This is a genomic window from Corynebacterium yudongzhengii, assembly GCF_003065405.1.
Taxonomy (GTDB): domain Bacteria; phylum Actinomycetota; class Actinomycetes; order Mycobacteriales; family Mycobacteriaceae; genus Corynebacterium; species Corynebacterium yudongzhengii.
In genome coordinates this window covers 1,050,928-1,072,033 of the sequence record NZ_CP026947.1, presented here as the reverse complement: position 1 = coordinate 1,072,033, position 21,106 = coordinate 1,050,928, and the positions used below count along the sequence as shown (strand labels likewise).

23 protein-coding genes and 7 tRNA genes are annotated in these 21,106 nt (G+C 65.7%); 14 read left to right on the top strand and 16 right to left on the bottom strand.

The features are described 5' to 3' along the window. Position 1: 1 nt before the first annotated feature. The 7 genes from pgsA to C3B44_RS04940 all read right to left on the bottom strand — a co-directional run bounded on the left by pgsA (position 2) and on the right by C3B44_RS04940 (position 5,938). Entirely contained in the window at positions 2 to 649 is a 648-nt protein-coding gene (pgsA, locus tag C3B44_RS04970; protein ID WP_108431406.1) for a phosphatidylinositol phosphate synthase, read from the bottom strand. Next, positions 642 to 1,223, bottom strand: coding sequence for an ATP adenylyltransferase (locus C3B44_RS04965; protein WP_108431405.1), 582 nt, complete (start codon positions 1,221 to 1,223; stop codon positions 642 to 644). Before C3B44_RS04965 ends, pgsA begins: the two co-directional genes overlap by 8 nt. Beyond that, positions 1,204 to 3,249: a threonine--tRNA ligase gene (thrS, locus tag C3B44_RS04960; RefSeq protein WP_108431404.1), complete on the bottom strand. Its 2,046-nt coding sequence runs from the start codon at positions 3,247 to 3,249 to the stop codon at positions 1,204 to 1,206. Before thrS ends, C3B44_RS04965 begins: the two co-directional genes overlap by 20 nt. 71 nt (positions 3,250 to 3,320) lie before the next feature. Next, positions 3,321 to 4,547: a Dyp-type peroxidase gene (locus tag C3B44_RS04955; RefSeq protein ID WP_108431403.1), complete on the bottom strand. Its 1,227-nt coding sequence runs from the start codon at positions 4,545 to 4,547 to the stop codon at positions 3,321 to 3,323. Positions 4,548 to 4,549: 2 nt separating this feature from the next. After that, positions 4,550 to 5,083, bottom strand: coding sequence for a copper chaperone PCu(A)C (locus C3B44_RS04950; protein ID WP_108431402.1), 534 nt, complete (start codon positions 5,081 to 5,083; stop codon positions 4,550 to 4,552). An 18-nt stretch (positions 5,084 to 5,101) separates the two neighbouring features. Further along, a complete protein-coding gene (locus C3B44_RS04945) occupies positions 5,102 to 5,695 on the bottom strand; it encodes a copper resistance CopC family protein (protein ID WP_108431401.1) in 594 nt (197 codons plus the stop codon). A 171-nt stretch (positions 5,696 to 5,866) separates the two neighbouring features. After that, positions 5,867 to 5,938: transfer RNA gene (locus C3B44_RS04940), tRNA-Val, on the bottom strand. 153 nt (positions 5,939 to 6,091) lie between these two features. On the opposite strand from C3B44_RS04940, the gene C3B44_RS04935 reads away from it, so the two are divergent. The 9 genes from C3B44_RS04935 (at position 6,092) to msrB (ending at position 9,043) form a co-directional block, all read left to right on the top strand. Then, positions 6,092 to 6,164, top strand: a tRNA-Gly gene (locus tag C3B44_RS04935). Between the two features lie 34 nt (positions 6,165 to 6,198). Continuing rightward, a tRNA-Val gene (locus C3B44_RS04930) sits at positions 6,199 to 6,270 on the top strand. 28 nt (positions 6,271 to 6,298) lie between these two features. Further along, positions 6,299 to 6,371: transfer RNA gene (locus tag C3B44_RS04925), tRNA-Gly, on the top strand. Between the two features lie 47 nt (positions 6,372 to 6,418). Further along, positions 6,419 to 6,492, top strand: a tRNA-Cys gene (locus C3B44_RS04920). Positions 6,493 to 6,507: 15 nt separating this feature from the next. Beyond that, positions 6,508 to 6,579 (top strand) — tRNA-Val (locus C3B44_RS04915). A gap of 28 nt (positions 6,580 to 6,607) precedes the next feature. Beyond that, a tRNA-Gly gene (locus C3B44_RS04910) sits at positions 6,608 to 6,683 on the top strand. Then, complete coding sequence (locus tag C3B44_RS04905; protein WP_108431400.1) at positions 6,683 to 7,357, top strand: dihydrofolate reductase family protein; 675 nt, start codon at positions 6,683 to 6,685, stop codon at positions 7,355 to 7,357. The genes C3B44_RS04910 and C3B44_RS04905 overlap by 1 nt, the downstream gene beginning before the upstream one ends. A gap of 11 nt (positions 7,358 to 7,368) precedes the next feature. Continuing rightward, positions 7,369 to 8,640, top strand: coding sequence for a glycosyltransferase family 87 protein (locus C3B44_RS04900; RefSeq protein ID WP_199222458.1), 1,272 nt, complete (start codon positions 7,369 to 7,371; stop codon positions 8,638 to 8,640). Then, positions 8,633 to 9,043 carry a peptide-methionine (R)-S-oxide reductase MsrB gene (gene msrB / locus C3B44_RS04895; protein WP_108431399.1) on the top strand — a complete coding sequence of 137 codons (411 nt, stop codon included), beginning with the start codon at positions 8,633 to 8,635 and terminating at the stop codon, positions 9,041 to 9,043. The genes C3B44_RS04900 and msrB overlap by 8 nt, the downstream gene beginning before the upstream one ends. Before the next feature lie 4 nt (positions 9,044 to 9,047). Here msrB and hemQ read toward each other — a convergent pair whose 3' ends face one another. Next, complete coding sequence (gene hemQ / locus C3B44_RS04890) at positions 9,048 to 9,749, bottom strand: hydrogen peroxide-dependent heme synthase (RefSeq protein WP_108432561.1); 702 nt, start codon at positions 9,747 to 9,749, stop codon at positions 9,048 to 9,050. Between the two features lie 136 nt (positions 9,750 to 9,885). Between hemQ and C3B44_RS04885 the strand changes: the two genes are divergently transcribed. Both C3B44_RS04885 and C3B44_RS04880 read left to right on the top strand, forming a co-directional pair. Continuing rightward, positions 9,886 to 10,473: a DUF3000 domain-containing protein gene (locus C3B44_RS04885; RefSeq protein ID WP_328588296.1), complete on the top strand. Its 588-nt coding sequence runs from the start codon at positions 9,886 to 9,888 to the stop codon at positions 10,471 to 10,473. Between the two features lie 9 nt (positions 10,474 to 10,482). Then, positions 10,483 to 11,640 (top strand): HRDC domain-containing protein, encoded by a 1,158-nt coding sequence (locus tag C3B44_RS04880; RefSeq protein ID WP_242979250.1) that lies wholly within the window; start codon positions 10,483 to 10,485, stop codon positions 11,638 to 11,640. Here C3B44_RS04880 and dxs read toward each other — a convergent pair. From dxs to dut, 5 genes are all read right to left on the bottom strand, one after another. Further along, positions 11,617 to 13,509 (bottom strand): 1-deoxy-D-xylulose-5-phosphate synthase, encoded by a 1,893-nt coding sequence (dxs, locus tag C3B44_RS04875; RefSeq protein WP_108431396.1) that lies wholly within the window; start codon positions 13,507 to 13,509, stop codon positions 11,617 to 11,619. The two genes, C3B44_RS04880 and dxs, sit on opposite strands and share 24 nt — an antisense overlap. Before the next feature lie 87 nt (positions 13,510 to 13,596). Beyond that, on the bottom strand, positions 13,597 to 14,760 hold the full coding sequence (locus tag C3B44_RS04870; RefSeq protein WP_235840494.1) for a class I SAM-dependent RNA methyltransferase: 1,164 nt from the start codon (positions 14,758 to 14,760) through the stop codon (positions 13,597 to 13,599). Continuing rightward, positions 14,750 to 15,343, bottom strand: coding sequence for a DUF3159 domain-containing protein (locus tag C3B44_RS04865; RefSeq protein WP_108432559.1), 594 nt, complete (start codon positions 15,341 to 15,343; stop codon positions 14,750 to 14,752). The genes C3B44_RS04870 and C3B44_RS04865 overlap by 11 nt, the downstream gene beginning before the upstream one ends. A gap of 35 nt (positions 15,344 to 15,378) precedes the next feature. After that, on the bottom strand, positions 15,379 to 16,176 hold the full coding sequence (locus C3B44_RS04860; protein ID WP_235840496.1) for a DUF3710 domain-containing protein: 798 nt from the start codon (positions 16,174 to 16,176) through the stop codon (positions 15,379 to 15,381). Positions 16,177 to 16,212: 36 nt separating this feature from the next. Then, on the bottom strand, positions 16,213 to 16,668 hold the full coding sequence (dut, locus tag C3B44_RS04855; protein WP_108431394.1) for a dUTP diphosphatase: 456 nt from the start codon (positions 16,666 to 16,668) through the stop codon (positions 16,213 to 16,215). 87 nt (positions 16,669 to 16,755) lie between these two features. Between dut and C3B44_RS04850 the strand changes: the two genes are divergently transcribed. Beyond that, entirely contained in the window at positions 16,756 to 17,271 is a 516-nt protein-coding gene (locus C3B44_RS04850; RefSeq protein WP_108431393.1) for a DUF3093 domain-containing protein, read from the top strand. Between the two features lie 17 nt (positions 17,272 to 17,288). On the opposite strand, the gene C3B44_RS04845 is transcribed toward C3B44_RS04850, so the two are convergent. Together C3B44_RS04845 and C3B44_RS04840 are read right to left on the bottom strand one after the other, a co-directional pair. Next, entirely contained in the window at positions 17,289 to 17,579 is a 291-nt protein-coding gene (locus C3B44_RS04845; RefSeq protein ID WP_108431392.1) for a DUF4193 domain-containing protein, read from the bottom strand. A gap of 70 nt (positions 17,580 to 17,649) precedes the next feature. Then, entirely contained in the window at positions 17,650 to 18,471 is an 822-nt protein-coding gene (locus tag C3B44_RS04840) for an inositol monophosphatase family protein (RefSeq protein ID WP_235840493.1), read from the bottom strand. A 34-nt stretch (positions 18,472 to 18,505) separates the two neighbouring features. On the opposite strand from C3B44_RS04840, the gene ppgK reads away from it, so the two are divergent. Both ppgK and C3B44_RS04830 read left to right on the top strand, forming a co-directional pair. Then, positions 18,506 to 19,270, top strand: a complete 765-nt coding sequence (ppgK, locus tag C3B44_RS04835; RefSeq protein ID WP_108431390.1) for a polyphosphate--glucose phosphotransferase — start codon at positions 18,506 to 18,508, stop codon at positions 19,268 to 19,270. 101 nt (positions 19,271 to 19,371) lie between these two features. Continuing rightward, a complete protein-coding gene (locus tag C3B44_RS04830; RefSeq protein WP_108431389.1) occupies positions 19,372 to 20,760 on the top strand; it encodes an RNA polymerase sigma factor in 1,389 nt (462 codons plus the stop codon). On the opposite strand, the gene C3B44_RS04825 is transcribed toward C3B44_RS04830, so the two are convergent. Further along, a complete protein-coding gene (locus C3B44_RS04825; RefSeq protein ID WP_108431388.1) occupies positions 20,757 to 21,104 on the bottom strand; it encodes a DUF4190 domain-containing protein in 348 nt (115 codons plus the stop codon). The genes C3B44_RS04830 and C3B44_RS04825 overlap by 4 nt on opposite strands. Between the last annotated feature and the right edge of the window lie 2 nt (positions 21,105 to 21,106).

Below are 21,106 nucleotides of genomic sequence, written 5' to 3'. Positions count from 1 at the left end.
CCTAACGTTGCGCTCGCGTCTCGACGGGCGGCGCAATCCTCTCCCGCCCATTCGGCGAGGTCAAGGCCATATGGAAGCGCTGGCCCACGGTGAACACGGAACCGATCAACAGCACCCAGATCGCGATCTCCAGCGCATAGGGCACGCCGAAGCCCTGCAGGCCGAGGCCAACTAGGCCGATGATGAGCCGCTCGGGGCGCTCGATGAGCCCGCCGACCATCCGCAGCCGCGAGGCCTCGCCGCGCGCCTTGATGTAGCTGATGACCTGCGAGGCCACCAGCACCCCGAAGGAGGCGGCGACGACGGCCTGGTGCGCGTCGTGGACATAGACGAGCCACCACGTGATCGCGGCGAAGATGGCGCCGTCGGTGATGCGGTCGCACGAGGCGTCGAAAGTCGCGCCGAAGCGCGTGCCTCCCCCGCTGAGGCGGGCCATGGTGCCGTCGACCATATCGAGGGCGGAGATCAGGCCGATGATCAGCGCGGCCGGCACGAGAAGATCGAGCGGGATGAGCACCAGCGCGGTGATCACCGGGATGATCGTGCCGACTAGCGTGACCGCATTCGGGGTGAGGCCTGCGTCCAAGAGCTTGCGCGCCACCGGTTCGATGACGACGCTCGCGGTCTTGCGTCCGTGCACGCTAAGCACGCTCGGCACCGTCCTCGGCGTCGAGCGTGGCCCACTCTTCGGCGAGCAGGCGGCGGGTATCGGACAGTAACATGGGCAGCACCTTCGTGTTGTCCAGAACGGTCATGAAGTTCGAATCACCCTGCCAGCGCGGCACGACGTGCATGTGCAGATGATCGCCGATCGAGCCGCCCGAGGCACGCCCCAGGTTAAAGCCTACGTTGATCGCCTCCGGGTGGGAGACGCGCTTGATAACGCGCACCGCCTTCTGGGCGAAAGCCATGAGCTCCGTCGACTCCGCCTCCGTGAGATCTTCCAGCTCCGCCGTCTTGCGATAGGGCACCACCATGAGGTGTCCCGCGTTATACGGATACAGGTTCAACAAGGCATAGACGCTCTCGCCGCGGGCGATGATGAGCGCCTCCTCGTCCGACTTCTGCGGGGCTGCGACGAAAGGATCGCGCGGCTTGTTCTCGCTTGTCGACGGCTGCTTCGTCAGATACGACGCCCGATACGGCGCCCACAACCGGGCCAGCCGGTCCGGGGTGCCGATACCGGTGTCGACGTACTGGTGGCTATTTTCTTCGCTGCGCAAAGGCTTCCTCGTTCGGTTGTGCGTTGACGCGGTCGGTGACCCAGTTGGTGATCAGCTCGATCGCCTCGGCCACCGGCACGCCGTTGATCTGGGAGCCGTCGAGGAAGCGGAAGCTCACGGCGTCGGCGGTGACGTCGCGCTCGCCGGCCACCAGCATGAACGGGATCTTGTTGGTGGTGTGGTTGCGGATCTTCTTCTGCATTCGGTCATCGGAGGTATCCACCTCGGCGCGGATACCCTTCTTCCGCAGCTTTTGGGCGACCTTCTCCAAGTGTGGGATGAACTCGTCGGCCACCGGAATGCCCATGACCTGGTGCGGAGCCAGCCAGGCCGGGAACGCGCCGGCATAGTGCTCCACCAGCACGCCGAAGAAACGCTCGATGGAACCGAACAGTGCGCGGTGAATCATGATCGGGCGGCGCCGGCTGCCGTCGGAGGCGGTGTACTCCAGATCGAAGCGCTCGGGCAGGTTGAAGTCCAGCTGCACTGTGGACATCTGCCAGGTACGCCCGATCGCGTCGCGGGCCTGCACCGAGATCTTCGGGCCGTAGAACGCCGCGCCCGCCGGGTCCGGCACCAGCTCCAACCCGGAGCGCTCTGCCACCGAGCGCAGGATCTCGGTGGAGCGCTCCCAGACGTCGTCGTCGCCGATGTACTTCTCCGGGTTCTTGGTGGACAGCTCTAGGTAGAAGTCATCCAGGCCGTAGTCCTTGAGCAGCGACAGGATGAACTCGAGCACGCTGGTCAGCTCGTCTTCGAGCTGGTCTTCGGTGCAGTAGATGTGGGCGTCATCCTGCGTAAATCCGCGGGCGCGGGTCAGTCCGTGCACCACGCCTGACTTCTCGTAACGGTAGACCGTACCGAACTCGAAGAGCCGCAGCGGAAGCTCGCGGTAGGAGCGGCCGCGGGAGGCATAGATCAGGTTGTGCATCGGGCAGTTCATCGGCTTGGCGTAGTAATCAGTCTCGCCGTCGAGCTGCATCGCCGGGAACATGCCGTCCGCATACCAGTCGAGGTGGCCCGACTTCTGGAACAGCTCGCCCTTGGTGATGTGCGGGGTGTTGACGAAGGAGTAGCCGGCCTCTAGGTGTCGACGCCGCGAGTGCTCCTCCATCTCCAAGCGGATGATGCCGCCATCCGGGTGGAAGACCGGGAAGCCAGAGCCGATCTCATCCGGGAAGGAGAACAGGTCCAGCTGGTTGCCCAGGCGCCGGTGGTCACGCTTTTCGGCCTCGGCGACCATGTGCTCGTACTCGGCGAGCTTCTCCTTCGACTCCCAAGCGGTGCCGTAGATGCGCTGCAGGCCGGCGTTTTTCTGATCGCCGCGCCAATACGCGGCCGAGGAGCGAGTGAGGCTGAACGCCGGGATGTAGCGGGTAGTCGGGACGTGGGGGCCGCGGCACAGATCGTGCCACTCGGTCTCCTCGGTGCGCGGGTTGACGTTGGCGTAATAGGTCAGCTCGCCCTGGCCGACCTCGGTGGCCTCGTCGGACGACGGGTCGACGTTGCCCTTGTCCTCCACGAGCTCGAGCTTGAAAGGCTCGTCGCGAAGATCCTGCGCCGCCTCCTCGGTCGAGGCATAGACGCCGCGGACGAACTTCTGGCCCGACTTGATGATCTTCTTCATCGTCTTCTCGAGCTTCTTCAGATCCTCCGGGGTGAAGGGCTCGTCGACCTGGAAGTCGTAGTAGAAGCCGTTGTCAATGGCGGGGCCGATGCCCAGCTTCGTGCCCGGGAACTCCTTCTGCACCGCCTGGGCTAGGACGTGGGCACACGAGTGCCGGATCACGCCGCGGCCCTCCTCGGTGGAGGCCGGGATGGGGGTGAACTCACCGTCGGTATCCGGCACGTGCGCGAGATCGCGCAGCTGACCCTGCGCGTCTTTCACGCACACGATGGCGTCCGGGCCCTTGCGCGGAAGATCGAATTCCCGCATCGCGGCGCCCACCGGAGTGCCCGCAGTGACCAAAAAAGGCTCCGGGGCGAAAATCTCCTGGGGGACGTCGCTCTTTTCGACGGTGGTCATCGGCGCTCCTTCTTGCATAGAAATGGCGTTTTCATATCGTAGCGCGCTAGTCACGAAATGCAGGAGGCGGGCTACTCCAGCAGCGACTGCGCCCAATAGGCATCCCGATCCCTACCCACGCCCGGCGGGATCCAATACGCGGCCGAGCCGATATGCGTGATCCACTCGTTGAGGAGATCACGCTCGTCGAGACGCTTTTGGATGGGCACGAACTGCTCGTGCGGGTCCTTCTGGAAACAGATGAACACCAGCCCGGAGTTGGAGAGCTGGTCGCCAGGCACCGGGGGCAGGTCGTAGTTATAGGACCGGCGCAGAAGGCGCTGCTCGGGGTGGCCTGCCGGCGGGTGGGCGCGGGCGGCGTGGCTGTTGCGGTCGATGACCGGCAGGCCGTAGTCGTCTGTGGCGTGGAGGTCGATGTCATCGAACTCGCCGCCGCCGCTGAGCGGGGCGCCGTCGTCGAGACGCCGGCCGACCGCGTTCTCGCGAGACGCCCGGTCCAGCTCCTCCCAGGTATCCAAGTTCATCCGGATGCGGCGGACCACCATGACGGTGGAATCCCGAGCCCAGTCGGGGCCGTCGTCGATCCAGACCTGCTCGGCGAAATCCTCGACGCCGCGCGGGTTGACCGAGCCGTCGAGCTGGCCGAACAAGTTGCGCGGGGTCGGACTCTCCCCGGAGGTGCCGTGGGCATTGAGGAAGCCCTGCTGCATCCAGCCAGTGGACACATACGTCTTAGAGCTGCGAACCATATGCCGGGTGGCGTGGCTCACCGTCGTGGGATCGTCTCCGCAGATCTGCAGCACCAGATCGGTCTGCCCCCAGTTTTCCTCCAGCTCATCGAGCTCGAAGGCCGGGATCGGGTCGAGAAAGCCGGGGCGCTTTTCCCCGATGATCTCGAAGACACGCGGTCCGATGCCGCAGGTGATGGTGAGGTTGGCGGGGCTTGCCGACATCTCCGGTTCCAGGCTGCCCGGCGGGGTCTCCCCCTGACACAGCGCGCGGGCATCCGAGGTCCACAGCTTGAGCAGGCGTTGTACGTCCTCGCGACTTGCACCGGCGTGAAAGTCGAAGCCCACGAGGTTGAGGTGCGCCTGGTGCGGAGTGGAGATACCGGCCTGGTGCGCGCCGTCGAAAGACACCGTGTACTCGGCAAGGTAGCTGTGTTCGTCGAACTCTTCGGCGTCACGACGCATCGCCGCCGCCTGCGCCGGGGCCTGGCCACCGCGGGCGATCAGAGCCGCCGACGCCGCGACCGTGCCTCCGGCGACGAGGAAACCGCGCCGACTGACTTCAGACATGGCTAGTGCCCCATCAGGTGGCCGTCTTCTCCGTAGGACTCATCGCCGGCGCCCATGGTGCGCACCGGGATGTCCTTGACCTCGACGTCATCGCCCTCGGCCAACTCGATGGTCAGATCGATGGTCTCGCCCGCCGGGATCTCCTCGGGGTAGCCCATGATCATGAAGTGATCGCCGCCCGGCTGCAGGGTGCGGGTCTCGCCGGCGGCAATCACCAGCGGCTCCGACATCTTTTGCATGGTGCCGTCGACCACCTCGTGGATCTCGTAGTGGGCGTCGCCCAGGCTCGTGGTGAAGCCCTCGATGGTCACGTCCTCTTCGGAGTTGTTGACCAATTCGCCGAAGATGCCGGTCATCTCCTGATCGGCGCCCTTCTCGCGCACGACGGCGTCGGTGAACTCGAGGCCGTCGGCGGAGGCCTCCACGTCCGGGTCGACCTCCTGGTTGTCCGGGGCCGGATTCTCGTTCTGCGGGGAGCACGCAACGAGCAGGCTACCGGCAACGACGACAGAAACGAGGGTCTTCAGGTTCTTCATGGTGAAGGGTCTTTCTCTTTAGTGCTGATTGGGATCGTCGTGCTGGGTGCGCTCGTCGAGCTCGCGGGAGACCTTGCCCCGGCGCACGGCGAGCACCACCACGGCGATGAGCGCCAACACGCCGGCGATCGCGACGAGGATGCCCACCGGGCCTGCCAGCACGGAGTCTTCCTCCTCCGCAGCGGCCGGCTCGGCGTTGTCCGCGTTGTCGGCGGCCGGCTCGGCCTCGCCGGCGACCTCGAACGTGGTTTCGCCGCGGGTGGCGTGGCCGTCGGAGGAGGTGATCTGGAAGCCGATGCGGTACTCGCCGGCGCCGGCGTCGAGGTCGTCCGGCAGGTCGACGGTCAAAAAGCGGCCGTCGATCTCCGGTTCGCCGGTGTGCAGGACTTCCCCGCTGTCTGCCTCCGAGAGGGCGAAGGTGTTGAAACCCTCGCGAGGAACGGCGGAGAACTCCAAGGTGACGGAGTCTGGGAACTCCTCGACGGTCTCCCCGTCCGCGGGGTCTCCCCCCACGACGACGTCATGGGTAAAAGCCACCGGAGCAGCTAAAGCAAATGCGGCGGCGGTGCCCGTGGCGACGAGCGCGCGCAGCGGGGTCCGGGCTGAGGTCATGTCGGTTTCATCCTCCGAATGGTTGATCTACCTGTGCATCCATCGTAGCGCCCGCGGTGGGCGTCGACGGTCGCCCCACTGGTCGTGTCCATCTCTAAGAAAGTTCCCGGACACTCAAAATTCATAAAACCAAGCACGAAAAAAGCCGCAGGCGAACCTGCGGCGTGATCGTGGTCCCAGCTGGGATCGAACCAGCGACCTTTCCGGTGTGAACGGAACGCTCTTCCACTGAGCCATGGGACCTTGCTCGAAGCAATTTAGCACGCGGACATCGCTGACTCCTAATCAGCAGGTCGCGCCGCAGGCGAGTTCTGCCAAGAAACCTACTCCAGCCACCTGATTTGGTGACGCCGGTGGCAGTTAGCTAAAGTTTGTTTCCGCACCACGCAGTGCGATGCGGATGTAGCGCAGTTGGTAGCGCATCACCTTGCCAAGGTGAGGGTCGCGAGTTCGAGTCTCGTCATCCGCTCTCATCTCCACCACGTCGGTGGGGATTTGTTTCCGCGCGATTAGCTCAGCGGGAGAGCGCTTCCCTGACACGGAAGAGGTCACTGGTTCAATCCCAGTATCGCGCACTCAGTACCCACCTGTGGGTGACTGAATGCGGATGTAGCGCAGTTGGTAGCGCATCACCTTGCCAAGGTGAGGGTCGCGAGTTCGAGTCTCGTCATCCGCTCTGGTACTTTTCTTCAGAAAGGTCGCCAATAGAGGCGGTATCGCCACGGTGGAATGGCCGAGTGGTGAGGCAACGGTCTGCAAAACCGTGCACACGGGTTCGATTCCCGTTTCCACCTCCAATACAACAGTATTACGCGCGATTAGCTCAGCGGGAGAGCGCTTCCCTGACACGGAAGAGGTCACTGGTTCAATCCCAGTATCGCGCACTCAGTACCCACCTGTGGGTGACTGAATGCGGATGTAGCGCAGTTGGTAGCGCATCACCTTGCCAAGGTGAGGGTCGCGAGTTCGAGTCTCGTCATCCGCTCCATGAATACTCTGTTCGGACCCACCGAGGCCGGATACGGCTCCGTTCGCGCCATCTATGCCATGACCGCGAACGGAGCCTTTGCTATTGGTAGCTCGTCGACAGGCATCGGCGACGACACCGACGCCGCTCTCCTCGCCCACGCCCGCAGCTGGGCCGATTGCGTGCTCGTCGGATCCCAGACCGTTAAGGACGAGGACTACTCCGGCGCCGTCGTCTCTGCCGCGGAGCAAAAGGCCCGCATCGACCGCGGGCAGGCGCCGGTGCCCCCGATCGCCGTGCCGACGAACTCGCTCGATCTCGACCCGGCCGCGAAGTTCTTCACCGACACCGAGGCCGCTCCCCTGCTGCTGACCTCTTCTGAGCACCGCCCCGCAGCGCTTCTCGAGGCCGGCGCCCGCATCCTCGCCTGCAACACCGAAAGCCCGCACGCGATCCTGCAGGTACTGAGAGAGCAGGGCTACGAGAAGATCATGCTCGAAGGCGGCCCGGGGCTTTTCGCGCAGTTCATGCGGGCGGAGCTTGTCGACGTCGCCTACATCACCGTGGCCCCACGCTGGACGGCGAACACCCTCGGCGAGGACGGTTTTCCCGACAGCGAGCTCATCCTCGATAACGTGGCCTCCTCCGAAACGGGGTGCGTGTTTCTGCGCTACCGGCGCGCCTTAAACGACTAGCGTGAGCCAGTGTGGATACACCTGTCGATCGTCTCTTCGCTGCCCGCGCGCCACTGAGCGGACCGTGGCTTAAAGACCGCACCGGCACTCACGGAAACGCCCTGCTCAACGCCATCGCCTGGCCGTTGTCCGTGCTGCTGGTGCTGTATACGGTGTTCGTGCTCGCGGTCAATGGGGCAGTCACAGACGACTTCACGACGGTCTATAGCGCCGTGCGCCGCTTCCTCGACGGCGCGCCGGTCTACGACGAGGTCTATCACTACGTCGACCCTCACTACCTCTACAACCCGGGTGCCACTCTCCTGCTAACCCCGATGGGGCTCTCGGAGCACTTCGCGCTATCGCGGATGGTGTTCATCATCGTCAACGCGGCGGCGATCGTCGCCGCGCTCGTCGCCTTGGTGCGCGCCTTCGGCCACCGGTTGAGCTCCGCGCTCTTGCCGGTCGCGATCGCTGTGGCCTTTTCCACCGAGGCGGTGCGCAACACGCTGATCTTCACCAACATCAACGGCATCCTGCTGCTGGTGTTCGTGGGCTTTCTGCTCACGTGGCTGGCGGGCTATCGCTGGGTGGCGGGTCTGCTGCTGGGCGTGGCGATCGTCATCAAACCCATGTTCTTGCCGCTGTTGTTTTTGCCGCTGGTCCGGCTGGATGTGCGCACCATCGGTGCGGCCGTCGCGGTGCCGGTGGTAACGAACCTCCTGGCGTGGCCGCTGATGGCGGATGCGTGGGCGTATGTCGATAAGGTGATGCCTTATCTCTCGATCACGCGGGATTATGCCAACGCCTCGCTGCCGGGGCTGGCGGTCTACTTCGATCTCCCCACGCCGCTCTACGTCTTGGCGTGGGGAGCGATGGCGGTGCTGTGCGGCGTCGGTACGCTGGCGCTGCTGCCGTGGCGGCGTAGCGACGAGCTGCTCTGGGCCACCACCACCTCCGCCCTGCTGCTCACCGGCGTGTTCCTGCTGTCCTCTCTGGGCCAGCAGTACTACTCCCTCATGCTCTTCCCGTTCATGTTCACCGTCCTCCTGCGCGTCTCCGCGCTGCATAGCATGCCGGCATGGATCGCGCTGGTGCTCGTGCTGGCCCCGCTGAGCTTCACTACCAACTACGCGCCGGTGGCCGGCCGGTGGATCGGCACGTTCATCGCCACCGCTGGCTGGGCGCTGCTCATCACCGTCATCTGCGTCACCGCACTGGCGTGGCTTAAGCACTCGGGAATTATCGGCCGCCGGCACATGTTTACGCGGGTAGGGCCCGAAGAAAGGGGAAATCATGACTGACTTCAACCTCATCGCTGACGCCGAGTGGCGTAAGCGTTTATCTCCGGAGGAATACCACGTACTGCGCCAGGGCGGCACGGAGCCGCCGGGCATCGGTAAGTACACCAACACCACCACCGAGGGGGTGTACTCCTGCCGCGCCTGCGGGACCGAGCTGTTTCGGTCCACGGAGAAGTTCGAGTCCCACTGCGGGTGGCCGTCGTTCTTCTCCCCGGCAGACAGCGGCAAGGTCATCGAGCGACAGGACACCTCGCTGGGCATGGTGCGCACCGAGGTGCTGTGCGCGAACTGCGGGTCGCACTTAGGCCACGTCTTCGCCGGCGAGGGCTATGACACGCCGACCGATTTGCGCTACTGCATCAACTCGATCTGCCTCGACCTCGACGAGCGCCCGCTGGAGTAGCCAGTTAGGGCAGCGCGTTGACCAGGGTGGCGGCGTCGACGCGGCGGCCGCTGAAGAAGGGGATCTCCTCGCGCACGTGCCGGCGGGCCTCGGTGTAGCGCATGGTGTGCATGAGATCGACGATACGGTCCAGCGACGGCCCCTCGAAGGCGAGCAGCCACTCATAGTCGCCGAGGGCGAACGCCGGCACGGTGTTGGCGCGCACATCCGGGTATTCGCGGCCGGCCTTGCCGTGATCGGCGAGGATCTTGCGCCGCTCCGCCGGATCCAGCAGGTACCAGTCATAAGAGCGCACGAACGGGTACACCGTGATCCAGTCGGAGGGCTTCTCGCCCATGATGAAGCTCGGCAGGTGGGACTTGTTGAACTCCGCCGGGCGGTGCAGGCCGTTGCCGATCCAGAAGATCTCCAGCGCCTGGCCCAGTCGGGTCTCGCGGCGGAAGCGCGCCAGCGCGTCTTGGAGCTGTTCGAATTCTTCGGCGTGCCACCAGATCATCACGTCGGCCTCCGCATGGATGCCGGAGATGTCGTAGAGGCCACGCACTTCCACCAGACCCTCGTCGGCCAGGGAGGCGAAGAACTTCTCGGTATCCGCCACCAGCTCGGAGCGGTCACTGTCCAGCACGCCCGGAAGCGCCCGGAAGGTCACCCACTGCGTGTAGCGCTGCATGCTGTTGAGCTTGGCGTAGTCCAGTTTCTCGGCCACGGTTGTCATCCGTCCTTTCCTCTTGTTCACCTATCGGATATCCATCATAAGTTGGATACCACGAACAGTGCCAACGCCGACGCCGAACGGCGCGCCTCCACCGAATATGTGACCGGCGCGGATAGCCTCACGAGGCGTGAGCACCTCCGAATCCCTGCCGACGACTCCGGCCGAGTTCACCCGCGCCGTCGAGTCGATGCACGCCGCCGAGCTTCGCGAAGAGTTAACCCTCGGCACCATCCGCCCACCCCAGCGCCTGGCGCCTTTTAGCCATGCCGTGGGTCTGGAGGTAGAGCACGACGTTGACCCGGAGGCCATCCCGACCGATTCTTCCGGCGACGCCTTCGGCCGCCTCATCCTCCTCCACGACCCGGGTGCCGACGACGCCTGGGACGGCTCCATGCGCCTGGTCGCCTACATCCAGGCCGACATGGACGACGAGGTCGCCTCCGACCCCCTGCTTCCCGACGTCGCGTGGCAGTGGCTCACCGAGGGTCTCGCCGATAAGGGCACCGAGCACAGCAACCTCGGCGGCACGGTCACCTCGACGGCATCGGTACGCTTCGGCGAGATCGGGGGCCCGCCGCGCGCCCACCAGCTGGAGATGCGCGCCTCCTGGACCGCCCAGGGCACAGATCTCTCCCACCACGTCGAGGCTTTCGCCGACGTTTTGGCCAACGTCGCCGGCCTTCCCCCGGTCGGCGTGACCGAGCTCGGCCGTTAAGTGAAGGCCGTGACCGACTACCTCTTTATCGACGACCCCGCCGACTTTCCCGCCGCCGCCCGCCGACTGACCGAGGGCTATGGGCCCCTCGCCGTCGATACGGAGCGCGCCGGCGGTTTTCGTTACGACGATCGCGCGTTCCTCGTCCAGCTCTACCGGCGCGGTATCCCGCCTATCGTCGTCGACCCGGAGGGTCACCGCGAGGCCTTCACCGTCGCCTTCGCGGACGTGCTCGAGGACCTCGATTGGGTGATGCACGCCGCGCACACCGACCTGCCCGCCCTGCAGATGCTGCGGGTGTGGCCGCGGCGGCTGTTCGATACCGAACTGGCCGGCCGCTTACTCGGCTTAGAGAAGGTGAACCTCTCGGCGATGGTGGGTGCCTTTCTCGGTATCGACCTGCCCAAAGGCCACGGCGCCGAGGACTTCTCGCAACGCCCGCTGCCGAGAGCACTTCTCGACTACGCCGCCGACGACGTTATTTATCTGCCGGATCTCGTCGACACCCTCGCCGAGCTCCTTGCCGCCTCTGGCAAGACCACCATCGCCCAGCAGGAGTTCGCTCACCTGCTCACCTTCTCCCCGCAACCGGAGCGCTGGGATACCGTGCGCGGGGCGGCGACGCTGACCGCGCCCGAGCAGCGCGTCGTGCTCGAGCACCTCTGGCACGAACGCGACCGCATCGCGCGCGCTAAAGACCGCGCGCCCACCCGCGTGCTGGCTACGAAGACGCTCGTCGATATGGCCCGCCGCCAGCCGCGCACCCAGTCGGAGCTGCGCCGCATCGCCGGGGCTCAGCGCCTGCGCCGCGGTCACCGGAAGTTCTGGTTGGAACACGTGAGCGAGGCCTTAAGCACCGACCGGGCGCTGTGGCCGCCGCGGCCGCAACACGCAGACGTGCCCTCGAAATCGGCGTGGAAATCGACCCACCCTGGCTCCTGGGAGGTGGTCACCGCCCTGCGCGAGGATGTCGCCGAGCTGGCGGCAGACATCGAGGTCGAAAGCACCCGGCTGCTGAAGCCTTCGTTGCTGCGGGAGGTGGTGTGGCAGGTCGTCGAGAAGCACTCCCTGCACCCCACAAGCCTGCGCGACTACCTGCTGCGCCGGGGCGCGCGGCCGTGGCAGGTCGAGCTCGTGGCTCCCCTACTCACCGCGCGGCTGAGCTAGCTCGCCGACCCAGTTCTCGATGCGCTCGCGCATGGACTCGGCGTCGAGGTGAACGTCGTGGAGGAGCTCGCTGCGGGAGGCGTGCAGCGGGAAGAAGTGCGGGAAGGCCAGCTGGCGCAGGGGCTTATCGACGCCCGCCGCCGCCAGAGCCTCCCCCACCGCGGAGCCGATGCCGCCGCGGATGATGCCGTCCTCGGCGACGACCACGAGGTCATGATCGCGCGCCATCTCGATGAGGGAGTCGGCCACGGGGAAGACCCACTGCGGGTCGACGACGGTAACGGCGATGTCCTTATCAGCCAGCGCCTCGGCGGCGGCGAGCGCATCGGGGGCCATCGCGCCGACAGAGATGAATAGCACGCTGGTGGCGCCCTCGCCGTAGCTTAGGATGTCGACGCCATCGGCCGTGGTCATTTCGGCGTCGATGGTCTCGGGCAGCTCGCCTTTGGGAAAGCGCACCACGCTCGGGCCGTCGGTGATCTCGACGGCTTCGGCGAACTGCTGACGCAGGCGCTCGCCATCGCGCGGGGCGGCGATCTTAATACCTGGGACTATCGAGGCGATCGCCAGGTCCCACACGCCGTTGTGGCTGGCGCCGTCGGTGCCGGTCACGCCTGAGCGGTCCAGCACGAGGGTGACGGGCAGCTTCAAAAGACCGACGTCCATGAGCAGCTGATCGAAGCCGCGGTTGAGGAACGTCGAGTACAGGGCGACCACCGGATGCCGGCCGCTGAGCGCCAGGCCGGCCGCGGAGGTCAGAGCGTGGGCCTCGGCGATGCCGACGTCGAAAAACCGGCGGGGGAACTCGTCTGCGAAAGCCTGCAGGCCGGTCGGTCCGGCCATGGCGGCGGTGATGGCAACGATGTCGTCGCGGCGGTGGCCTAAGTCCACGAGTTCGTCGGAAAATACCTTGGTCCAGCCGGGTTTCGAGGACTTCTTTGGGGTGCCGGTCACCGGGTCGATGGAGCCGGTGGAGTGCATCTGGTCGGCCAGGTTGTTCACCGCCGGGGCGAAGCCGTGGCCCTTTTCGGTGACGGCGTGGACGATGATGGGCCCGTCATAATCCTGGGCGTATTCGAAGGCCTCGATGAGCGCCGAAAGATCGTGCCCGGAGATGGGGCCGACGTATTTTAGCCCCAAGTCGGCGAACATCTCGGTGGGGATGAGCTGGGATTTCACGCCCTCCTTGAAGGCCGCGAGCGCTTCGAAGGCGCGCCGGCCGACCCAGCCGAGTTGCTGCAGGCGGCGCTTGCCGTGCTCCATGAGCTCGTCGTAGCCGTGCTGCATGCGGATCGTGGATAAGTTCTTGGCGAACCCGCCGATCGTCGGCGAATAAGAACGGCCGTTGTCGTTGACGACGATCACGACGTTGCGGTTGGCCTCCGCGATGTTGTTGAGCGCCTCCCAGCACATGCCGCCGGTGAGCGCCCCGTCGCCCACCACCGCGACGACGTTGCGCGATTCCAACCCGTTCAGTTGCAGGCCCTTGGCCAGGCCGTCGGCATAGGACAGCGAGGACGAGGCGTGCGAGGACTCCGTCCAGTCGTGCTCCGACTCGGCGCGCGAGGTATACCCGGACAGCCCGCCCTTCTGGCGCAGGGTGTCGAAGCGGTCGAGGCGCCCCGTGAGCATCTTGTGCACATAAGACTGGTGCGAGGTATCGAAGATGAAAGGATCATGCGGGGACTCGAACACCCGGTGCAGCGCGAGAGTCAGCTCCACCACGCCCAGATTCGGGCCCAAGTGCCCGCCGGTCGCGGAGACCTTCTCCACGAGCACCTCGCGGATCTCGTCGGCGAGTTCCGCGAGCTGGGAATCATCCAGCGCCTTGACGTCTGCGGGCGAGTGCAGCTCGCTGAAAATACCCATCTCTCTCCTTTACCTGCGCTTTTGACCGGCGGCACGGATAATCCATGTTTTAGCCATGCTACCCGCCGGGGTAGAGGTGATGGCCAACTACCTGCCCAACTGGGCGATGACTTCGAAGTGATGGGTGCCGGGAAAGGCGTCGATCAGCTCTAGGCGCTGGATGCGGTAGCCGCTCTCCCACCAGGAACGAATGTCCCGGACGAACGTCGCCGGGTCGCAGCCGATGTGGATGACGCGCTGGGGCGCGGTATGCGCGACGCGGGTGATCACGTCGTTGCCGGCGCCCGTGCGCGGCGGGTCGAGGACGACCACCTCCGGATCCGGCAGCTTTGCCACCGCCTCTTCTACGCGAGCGTTGACGCGTTCGACGCCGGGCTGCTCGATATCGGCCGCCTCAGAGTAGTCGACGGAGATGATCCGGGTATCTTCCCCGGTGGCCTGCGCAATCGCCGGGACGAACAGGCCGACACCGCCGTAGAGATCCCAGGCGACATCCGCCTCCACATCGCTGAGCCACTCGGTGACCAGTCCGGAATAGGCCTCCGGCGCGGCGGCGTGCGCCTGCCAGAATGCGGTCGGCGGGAAGACGAAGGTGTGCTCTCCGACTCTCTCGGTGACCTCGCCGGGTCCTTCCAGCACTCGGATGATCTTCTCGGTGCGGCGGCCCCGCGCGGCGCTGCGCGTTTCGACGACATGACGCTGGCCTTCCGAATCCCACACCGCCACGACCTCGGCGCCGCCGGTGGCGGGGGCGAGGCCGTCGAGAAGCTCCGGCACCGGCTGGGTGCAGCGCTGCTCCGTGATGACCTCCCGGGAGCCGCGGCGACGCATACCGACGCGGCCTTTTGCATCAGTGCCCAGGCGCACGCGGGTGCGCCAGCCCCGATGTGGCTTGAGTGCTCGGACGCTGAGTTCGGGAATCTCGATGCCACGCAGGCGCGACAACTGCCCAGTCAAGACCTCAGCCTTGAGTTCTGCTTCTAGCTCTGGGACGACATCACCGAAATCACAGCACCCGGCGCCGTGCGCGGCCGTCGGGCAGGTCTGCTCACCGCGGTAACGGCCGGCCTCGAGCACCTCCAGCGTGCGGGCGCGGGCGAAGCGTTTCTTCACCTTCGTCAGCTCCGCGCGCACTTGATCGCCGGGATAGGCCCCAGCGACGAAGACGACGCGGCCATCCTCGGCGGTGGCAATGCCCTCACCCCCGTGAGCCATGCGGGTGACGGTGAAAATCTGACTCTCAGTGCTCATGTGCCTCAGCTCCATTCTTGTCGACGGCGGCGTTGGCGCGGCGCACCATCCAGATGGTCAGGATGAGCACGAGGCCGGTCAACGGCCACCCCATGAGGATGCGGGCGGCGGCGAGGGCGCCGGTGGCTTCGTCGTTGTACAGGGCGTTTTGCACGATGAAACGCGCGATGAACACCACGGCCCACCCTGCGGTGGCCACGGCGTAGGCCCGGCGGGCGGCGGGAACGCTGCGCCAGCTCATGTCCTCGCCGTTGAGTCCCTTCCACACCACGCCGACTAACGGCCAGCGCACCACGATCGAGATCATGGCGACGACGAAGAGCAGCAGCGAGACCCAGATGCCGTAGAGGAAGTAGCCGCGGGCATCCCCGGTCAGCCACGCGACCACCGCGCCGATGACCACGCCGAACAGGGCGTTGAAGGCCGGCTGTAGGCTCTCTTTGCGCGCGGCGCGCCAGATGAAGATCACCACGGCCACGCCGAGGGCGGCCAGCAGCGCGGGCGTGAGCCCGTAATAGTTATTGATGGGAACGAGGACGAGAATCGGCAGCGTCGAGGCGATCAGCCCCGTGATACCGCCCATCTGTTCCAGAAGGGTGGGGTTGTGCGTCACCGGAGTTAGTCTTTCTGGTTACCGAGGTTGCGCAGGGCCTGCGCGGCGTCGTTGAGCGCCTGGTCGTCGTGACGCTTGGCCTGGGCGGTGTCGTTCTCGCGCTGCAGCCGGGCCTGCTCCTCGCGCTTCTTCATAGCCTTCTGCACCTGCTCGACGAGCGGGGCGGGCAGGGCGACCGGCAGGGAGTTACCGGCGAGCACCGGCGCGTCACCGCGGTAGACGAAGGTGCGCGCCGCCACGCCGCGGGCGATCTCGGCGAGCTCGTCGGCCTTGGCTTGCGGGGCGGCCAGGGTCAGGCGCAGCATCCAGCGCGGGCCATCGACGCCGATGACGCGCATCGCGTTGGCTCCCTTGGTGGCGTAGACCTCCCGGCCCCAGGGGCCGTCGAGGAAGCGTACGTCGTCTAAGCCGTCGCGCTGCATGCCGTCGTGGATCTTCTGGGAGGCTTCCTCCCACTGGCCGCCGTGGGTCGGGGCGGCAAACGCCACCGGGGTAATACGGCCGAGGCGGGTGACGATGTGCAGCATCCGCGGGCCCTTCTCCCCCATCTCGACCTGCACCTGGCTCTCCTTCGGCAGCGGGATCTTCATCGAGCCCAGGTTCAAGATGCCGGTGGAGAAATCAGAGAAGTCGAACTCTTCGATGTCGACGCTGTCGCCGTCGAAGGGGCCGGTATCCGGAGTGCTTTGCAACGCCGCGTCCGCCTCCGGCTGCGGTTCGGGCTGGGCCTCCGACTGAACCTCCGGTTCCGCGTGCGCGTCTTTATCCTTGTCCTTGTCCTTCTTCTTAGCGAACGGCCACAGTGCCATCGGGCTAACCTCCCTGTCGTTGATTCGTGCCTACTGTAACGAACCCGTCGTCCCCGACGAGCCGTAACCGCGCTCGCCGCGGACGGTCTCACTCAGTTCTGCGACCTCCTCGAACTCGACGAGTTCGACCCGCTGGATCACCAGCTGGGCGATGCGGGTGCCGCGCTCGCACTCAATGGGGCTTTCCGGGTCCAGGTTAATCAGACATACCTTGATCTCGCCGCGGTAGTCAGCGTCGATGGTGCCGGGGGCGTTGACGATGCTCAAGCCCTGCTTCGCGGCCAGCCCCGAGCGCGGATGCACCAGGCCCACGGTGCCCAAGGGCAGCTCGAGGGCGATGCCGGTGCCTACCAACCGGCGCTCGAAGGGGGCGAGCCGGAAATCCTCCGTACAGTACAGATCCGCCCCGGCATCCCCGCGGTGGGCGCGGGCCGGCAGCGGCAGGTCAGGATCGAGTCTTTTGATGCGCACGGTCTCGTTGCTCATGGTGTGCAGTAAACCAGCTCGACTATGCGTGCGCGCGAACCGGGCGCCACTTCGTGTGTCTGAGGTGCTCGACTAGACTGGGCGGACGTGAGTGCTAAGGCGACGGAAACGACGGTCCTCTATCAGGAGCGCCAGTGGGTGCCCCTGTACTGGTGGGTGCTCGCCGCCGGCCTGGTGGCGTTGATGACGGCGCAGATCGCCCTCAACCGCTCCATCTGGTGGATGATTATCCCCGGCATCGCGCTCAGCGCCCTGGCGATCTGGGTGCTGTTGTGGTGGTCGTCGACCGTCATCCGGATCGAACAGGACGCTGACGGTTCCCGCTGGCTCACCGTCGGCCAGGCCAGCTTGCCGGCGGACGTGGTTTCCCGCTCGCTGGCGGTGCCGGAATCCGCGAAGCGCAACGCGATGGGCCGCCAGCTCGACCCGGCGGCGTTCGTGGTCTCCCACGGCTGGGTGCCGCGGATGGTCATGCTCGTCCTCGATGACCCGGCCGACCCCACGCCCTACTGGCTGCTGTCGGCCCGGGATCCGGAGAAGATCCTCCGGGCGTTTGTGCCGGAGCAGGCCGACGAGGCCCTGGTGCACATGCCCCGGCGCTAGCCTTTCAAGCGCTCGCCTTAAGCGCAGTCCAGGCAGATCGGCGCACCGTTTTCCTCGTGGGACTTACGGTTACGCTTCTGCACCAAAAAGCAGCTCGAGCACGTGAATTCATCCTCCTGGCGGGGCACCACAGTGACGTTGAGCTCCTCGCCGGTGAGGTCGACGCTCGGCGGGTCGAAGGATTCCGTAATCTCGCCGTCTTCGTCGACTCCGGAGTTTTCCGATTCCGCGGCCTTCAGGCCCTCGAGGGAGTCGGTTTCAATTTCGTCCTCCGCGCGGCGGCGGGGTGCGTCATAATCGGCGGCCATGTGCTCCTCCGGTTGCTATGTCAAGGGGTTTGTCGAGGCGCATACTAAACCACGGCGTAACTGATGTCTATTACCGCCCCACCGGCGCGTAACCACCTACCTGTTTGAGCTGGTCAGAAAGCTGTTCCTGAACGCCGTGGGCACCCGCGACGATCACGTTGCCCTCCTCACCGCTCACGCTTAAGGGCGGGTGCTCAACCACCGCGCCCGCCTCCCGGGCGATCACCACACCGGCCGCGAAATCCCAACAATTCAGACCGTGCTCGAAGTAGGCATCGACGCGCCCTTCGGCGAGGTGGCAGAGGTCGATCGCCGCCGAACCCAAGCGGCGGATGTCGCGGATCGAGGGCAAAAGCCCCGCGATGATCCGGGCCTGCTCCGCGCGCCTGGAGGCGGTGTAGCCGAAGCCGGTGGCCACCAGTGCGCGGCCGAGCTCATCGACCTCGTTCACCCGCAGCGGGTGGGTCTTATCGTCGCGGGTGACCGTCGCCCCGGCGTCTTTCGCCGCCGCCCACAGCTCGCCGGTGGCGACGTTGATGACGGCGCCGGCGACCGGCTCACCGTCGAGCGCCGCGGCGACGGAGACGGCGTAGTGCGGGATGCCGTAGATGAAGTTGACAGTGCCGTCGATAGGATCGACCACCCAGCTGATCCCGCTGGCGGAGGCCTGCTGCGTGCCCTCCTCGCCGATGAGGCCGTCCTCGGGGCGCGCTTGAGCGATCCGCTCGGCGAGGAACTCCTCGGCGGCGGTATCGACGACCGTGACGGGATCGACCGCACTCGATTTCGTCATGGTGTAGTCGCGGAGATCGCCGAGTTCTGCTCGGCGATCCCGGATGAGTTCGGCGGTGTCGGTGACCAGTTCGATGGCGATGTCGCGCAAACTTTCCATACCCGTCATTGTGCCCGACGGTAGACTGCGAGGCATGGACGCGGATGCAGCTACCAAGGCCTTGGGCATCGACGTCGGCGGCTCCGGCATCAAGGGCGCCATCGTCGATCTGAAAACCGGCGAGTTTTTCACCGACCGGCACAAGATCGCCACCCCGCACGCCTCGACACCGGATGCGGTGGCCACCGTAATCACCGCCATCGTCGAGCACTTCGAGTGGGAAGGACCCGTCGGTATCACCTTGCCGGCGGTGGTGCGCGATGAGATCGTGACCACCGCCGCCAACATCGATAAGAGCTGGATCGGCACCAACGTCGCCACTCTGTTTGCCCGGCACCTGCCGGAGCGCGAGGTCAGCGTGCTCAACGACGCCGACGCCGCCGGGCTCGCCGAGGTCGAGTTCGGCCACCCCAAGGCCGGCGAGGGCGCCGTCGTGTTCCTCACCTTCGGCACCGGCATCGGCTCCGCGCTGCTTATCGACGGTAGCCTCTTCCCCAACACCGAGTTCGGGCATTTGCTGATCGACGGCCGCGAGGCCGAGCACTTCGCCTCCTCCGCGGTGCGCGACCGGGAGAACCTCGGCTACGCCGAGTGGGCCACGCGCGTCGATAAGGTGCTCGCGGAGTATGAGCGCCTGCTCAATCCCACCAGCTTCATCGTCGGCGGCGGGATCTCCCGCAACCACGAACAGTGGGTGCCGCTTTTGCGCACGTCCGTTCCGGTTTTGCCGGCCAAACTGCGCAACCGGGCGGGTATAGTGGGGGCGGCTATGGCCGTCGCCAAGCACTTGCACCCTTAGCGGTGCCCACTTGGCCGACCCTTTCCCGTACACTGGGGGGTCGGTTAAAGATAGTCCGACGTCGACACGTCGGCTGGTAAGTAAGAGTTGAAAGGGCGTACGTGGCAGCCACCGAATCTTCTGATCAGGCGAACGTGGAACCGACCGACGATTCCTCAACCCCTGCGAAAAAGACCGCGAAAAAGACGGCCAAGAAGACGGCTAAGAAAACCGCCCGCAAGGCCGCGAAGAAGACGACGCGGAAGGCAGCGAAGAAGACGGCTAAAAAGACCGCCAAGAAGACCGCCTCTAAGGTCGCTCACACTGCCCCCGAGGAAAAGCCCCTCGAAGAAGAGCTCGTCGTCAGCGAAGACGCGGATTTCGACGAGGACCTCGCCGATGAGGATCCCGAGCACGACGACCTCGAAGCCGCTGACCTCGACGAGGACGATCTCGAGGACGACGATCTCGACGAGGATGAGGACGACGAGGAGGACGACACTGGCGTCTCCGTCTGGGACGAGGACGAGTCCGCCGCCCTGCGGCAGGCCCGCAAGGACGCGCAGCTGACCGCTTCGGCCGACTCCGTGCGCGCCTACCTCAAGCAGATCGGCAAGGTCGCGCTCCTCAACGCGGAGGAAGAGGTCTCTCTGGCCAAGCGCATCGAGGCCGGCCTGTACGCACAACACCGCCTCGACGAGATGGAGAAGGCTTTAAAGGCCGGCGACAAGAACGCCAAGCTCTCCCCCGCCTTCAAGCGTGACCTGCGCACCGTCGCCCGCGACGGGCGGAAGGCGAAGAACCACCTGCTGGAGGCGAACTTGCGTCTCGTGGTCTCGCTGGCCAAGCGCTACACCGGCCGCGGCATGGCGTTTCTGGATCTCATCCAGGAGGGCAACCTCGGTTTGATCCGCGCCGTGGAGAAGTTCGACTACTCCAAGGGTTACAAGTTCTCCACCTACGCCACCTGGTGGATCCGCCAGGCGATCACCCGCGCCATGGCCGATCAGGCCCGCACCATCCGCATCCCGGTGCACATGGTCGAGGTCATCAACAAGCTGGGTCGCATCCAGCGCGAGCTGCTGCAGGATCTAGGCCGCGAGCCGACCCCGCAGGAGCTGGCCAAGGAGATGGACATCACCGAGGAGAAGGTCCTCGAGATCCAGCAGTACGCCCGCGAGCCGATCTCTTTGGATCAGACCATCGGCGACGAGGGCGACAGCCAGCTCGGCGACTTCATCGAGGACTCCGAGGCCGTCATCGCCGTCGACGCGGTGAGCTTCACCCTCCTGCAGGATCAGATGCAGGACGTATTGCAAACGCTCTCGGAGCGCGAGGCCGGCGTGGTCCGCCTGCGCTTCGGCCTGACCGACGGCATGCCGCGCACTTTAGACGAGATCGGCCAGGTCTACGGGGTCACCCGGGAGCGCATCCGCCAGATCGAGTCGAAGACGATGTCGAAGCTGCGCCACCCGTCGCGCTCGCAGGTGCTGCGCGACTACCTCGACTAAAAGAGCCTCTCCCACTCGGCGTCGACGCACTCGTTGATCTCCTCGTGCGTGGGCAGATCAAAGCAGTCACCCAGATTCGACGCCTGGGTGGCGTAGAGCACGAAGCCTAAAAGGGTGCCGCTGACCAGGGTGGAAACGGACGAGAGCACCAGCGCGATGATCGACATCGTCCGCCGCGGCGTTCCCTGCTGCCCGATGTGGCGCGCCCGCCGCAGCGCGAGGATCGATACCACGATCCCGATGACGCCGAGCACCAGCCCGAAGAACACTCCGACCATCGTCGCGGAGATGAGTACCGCGGCGATGGACACGATGAGCGCGACGACGGCGAGCGAGTTTCTCATGC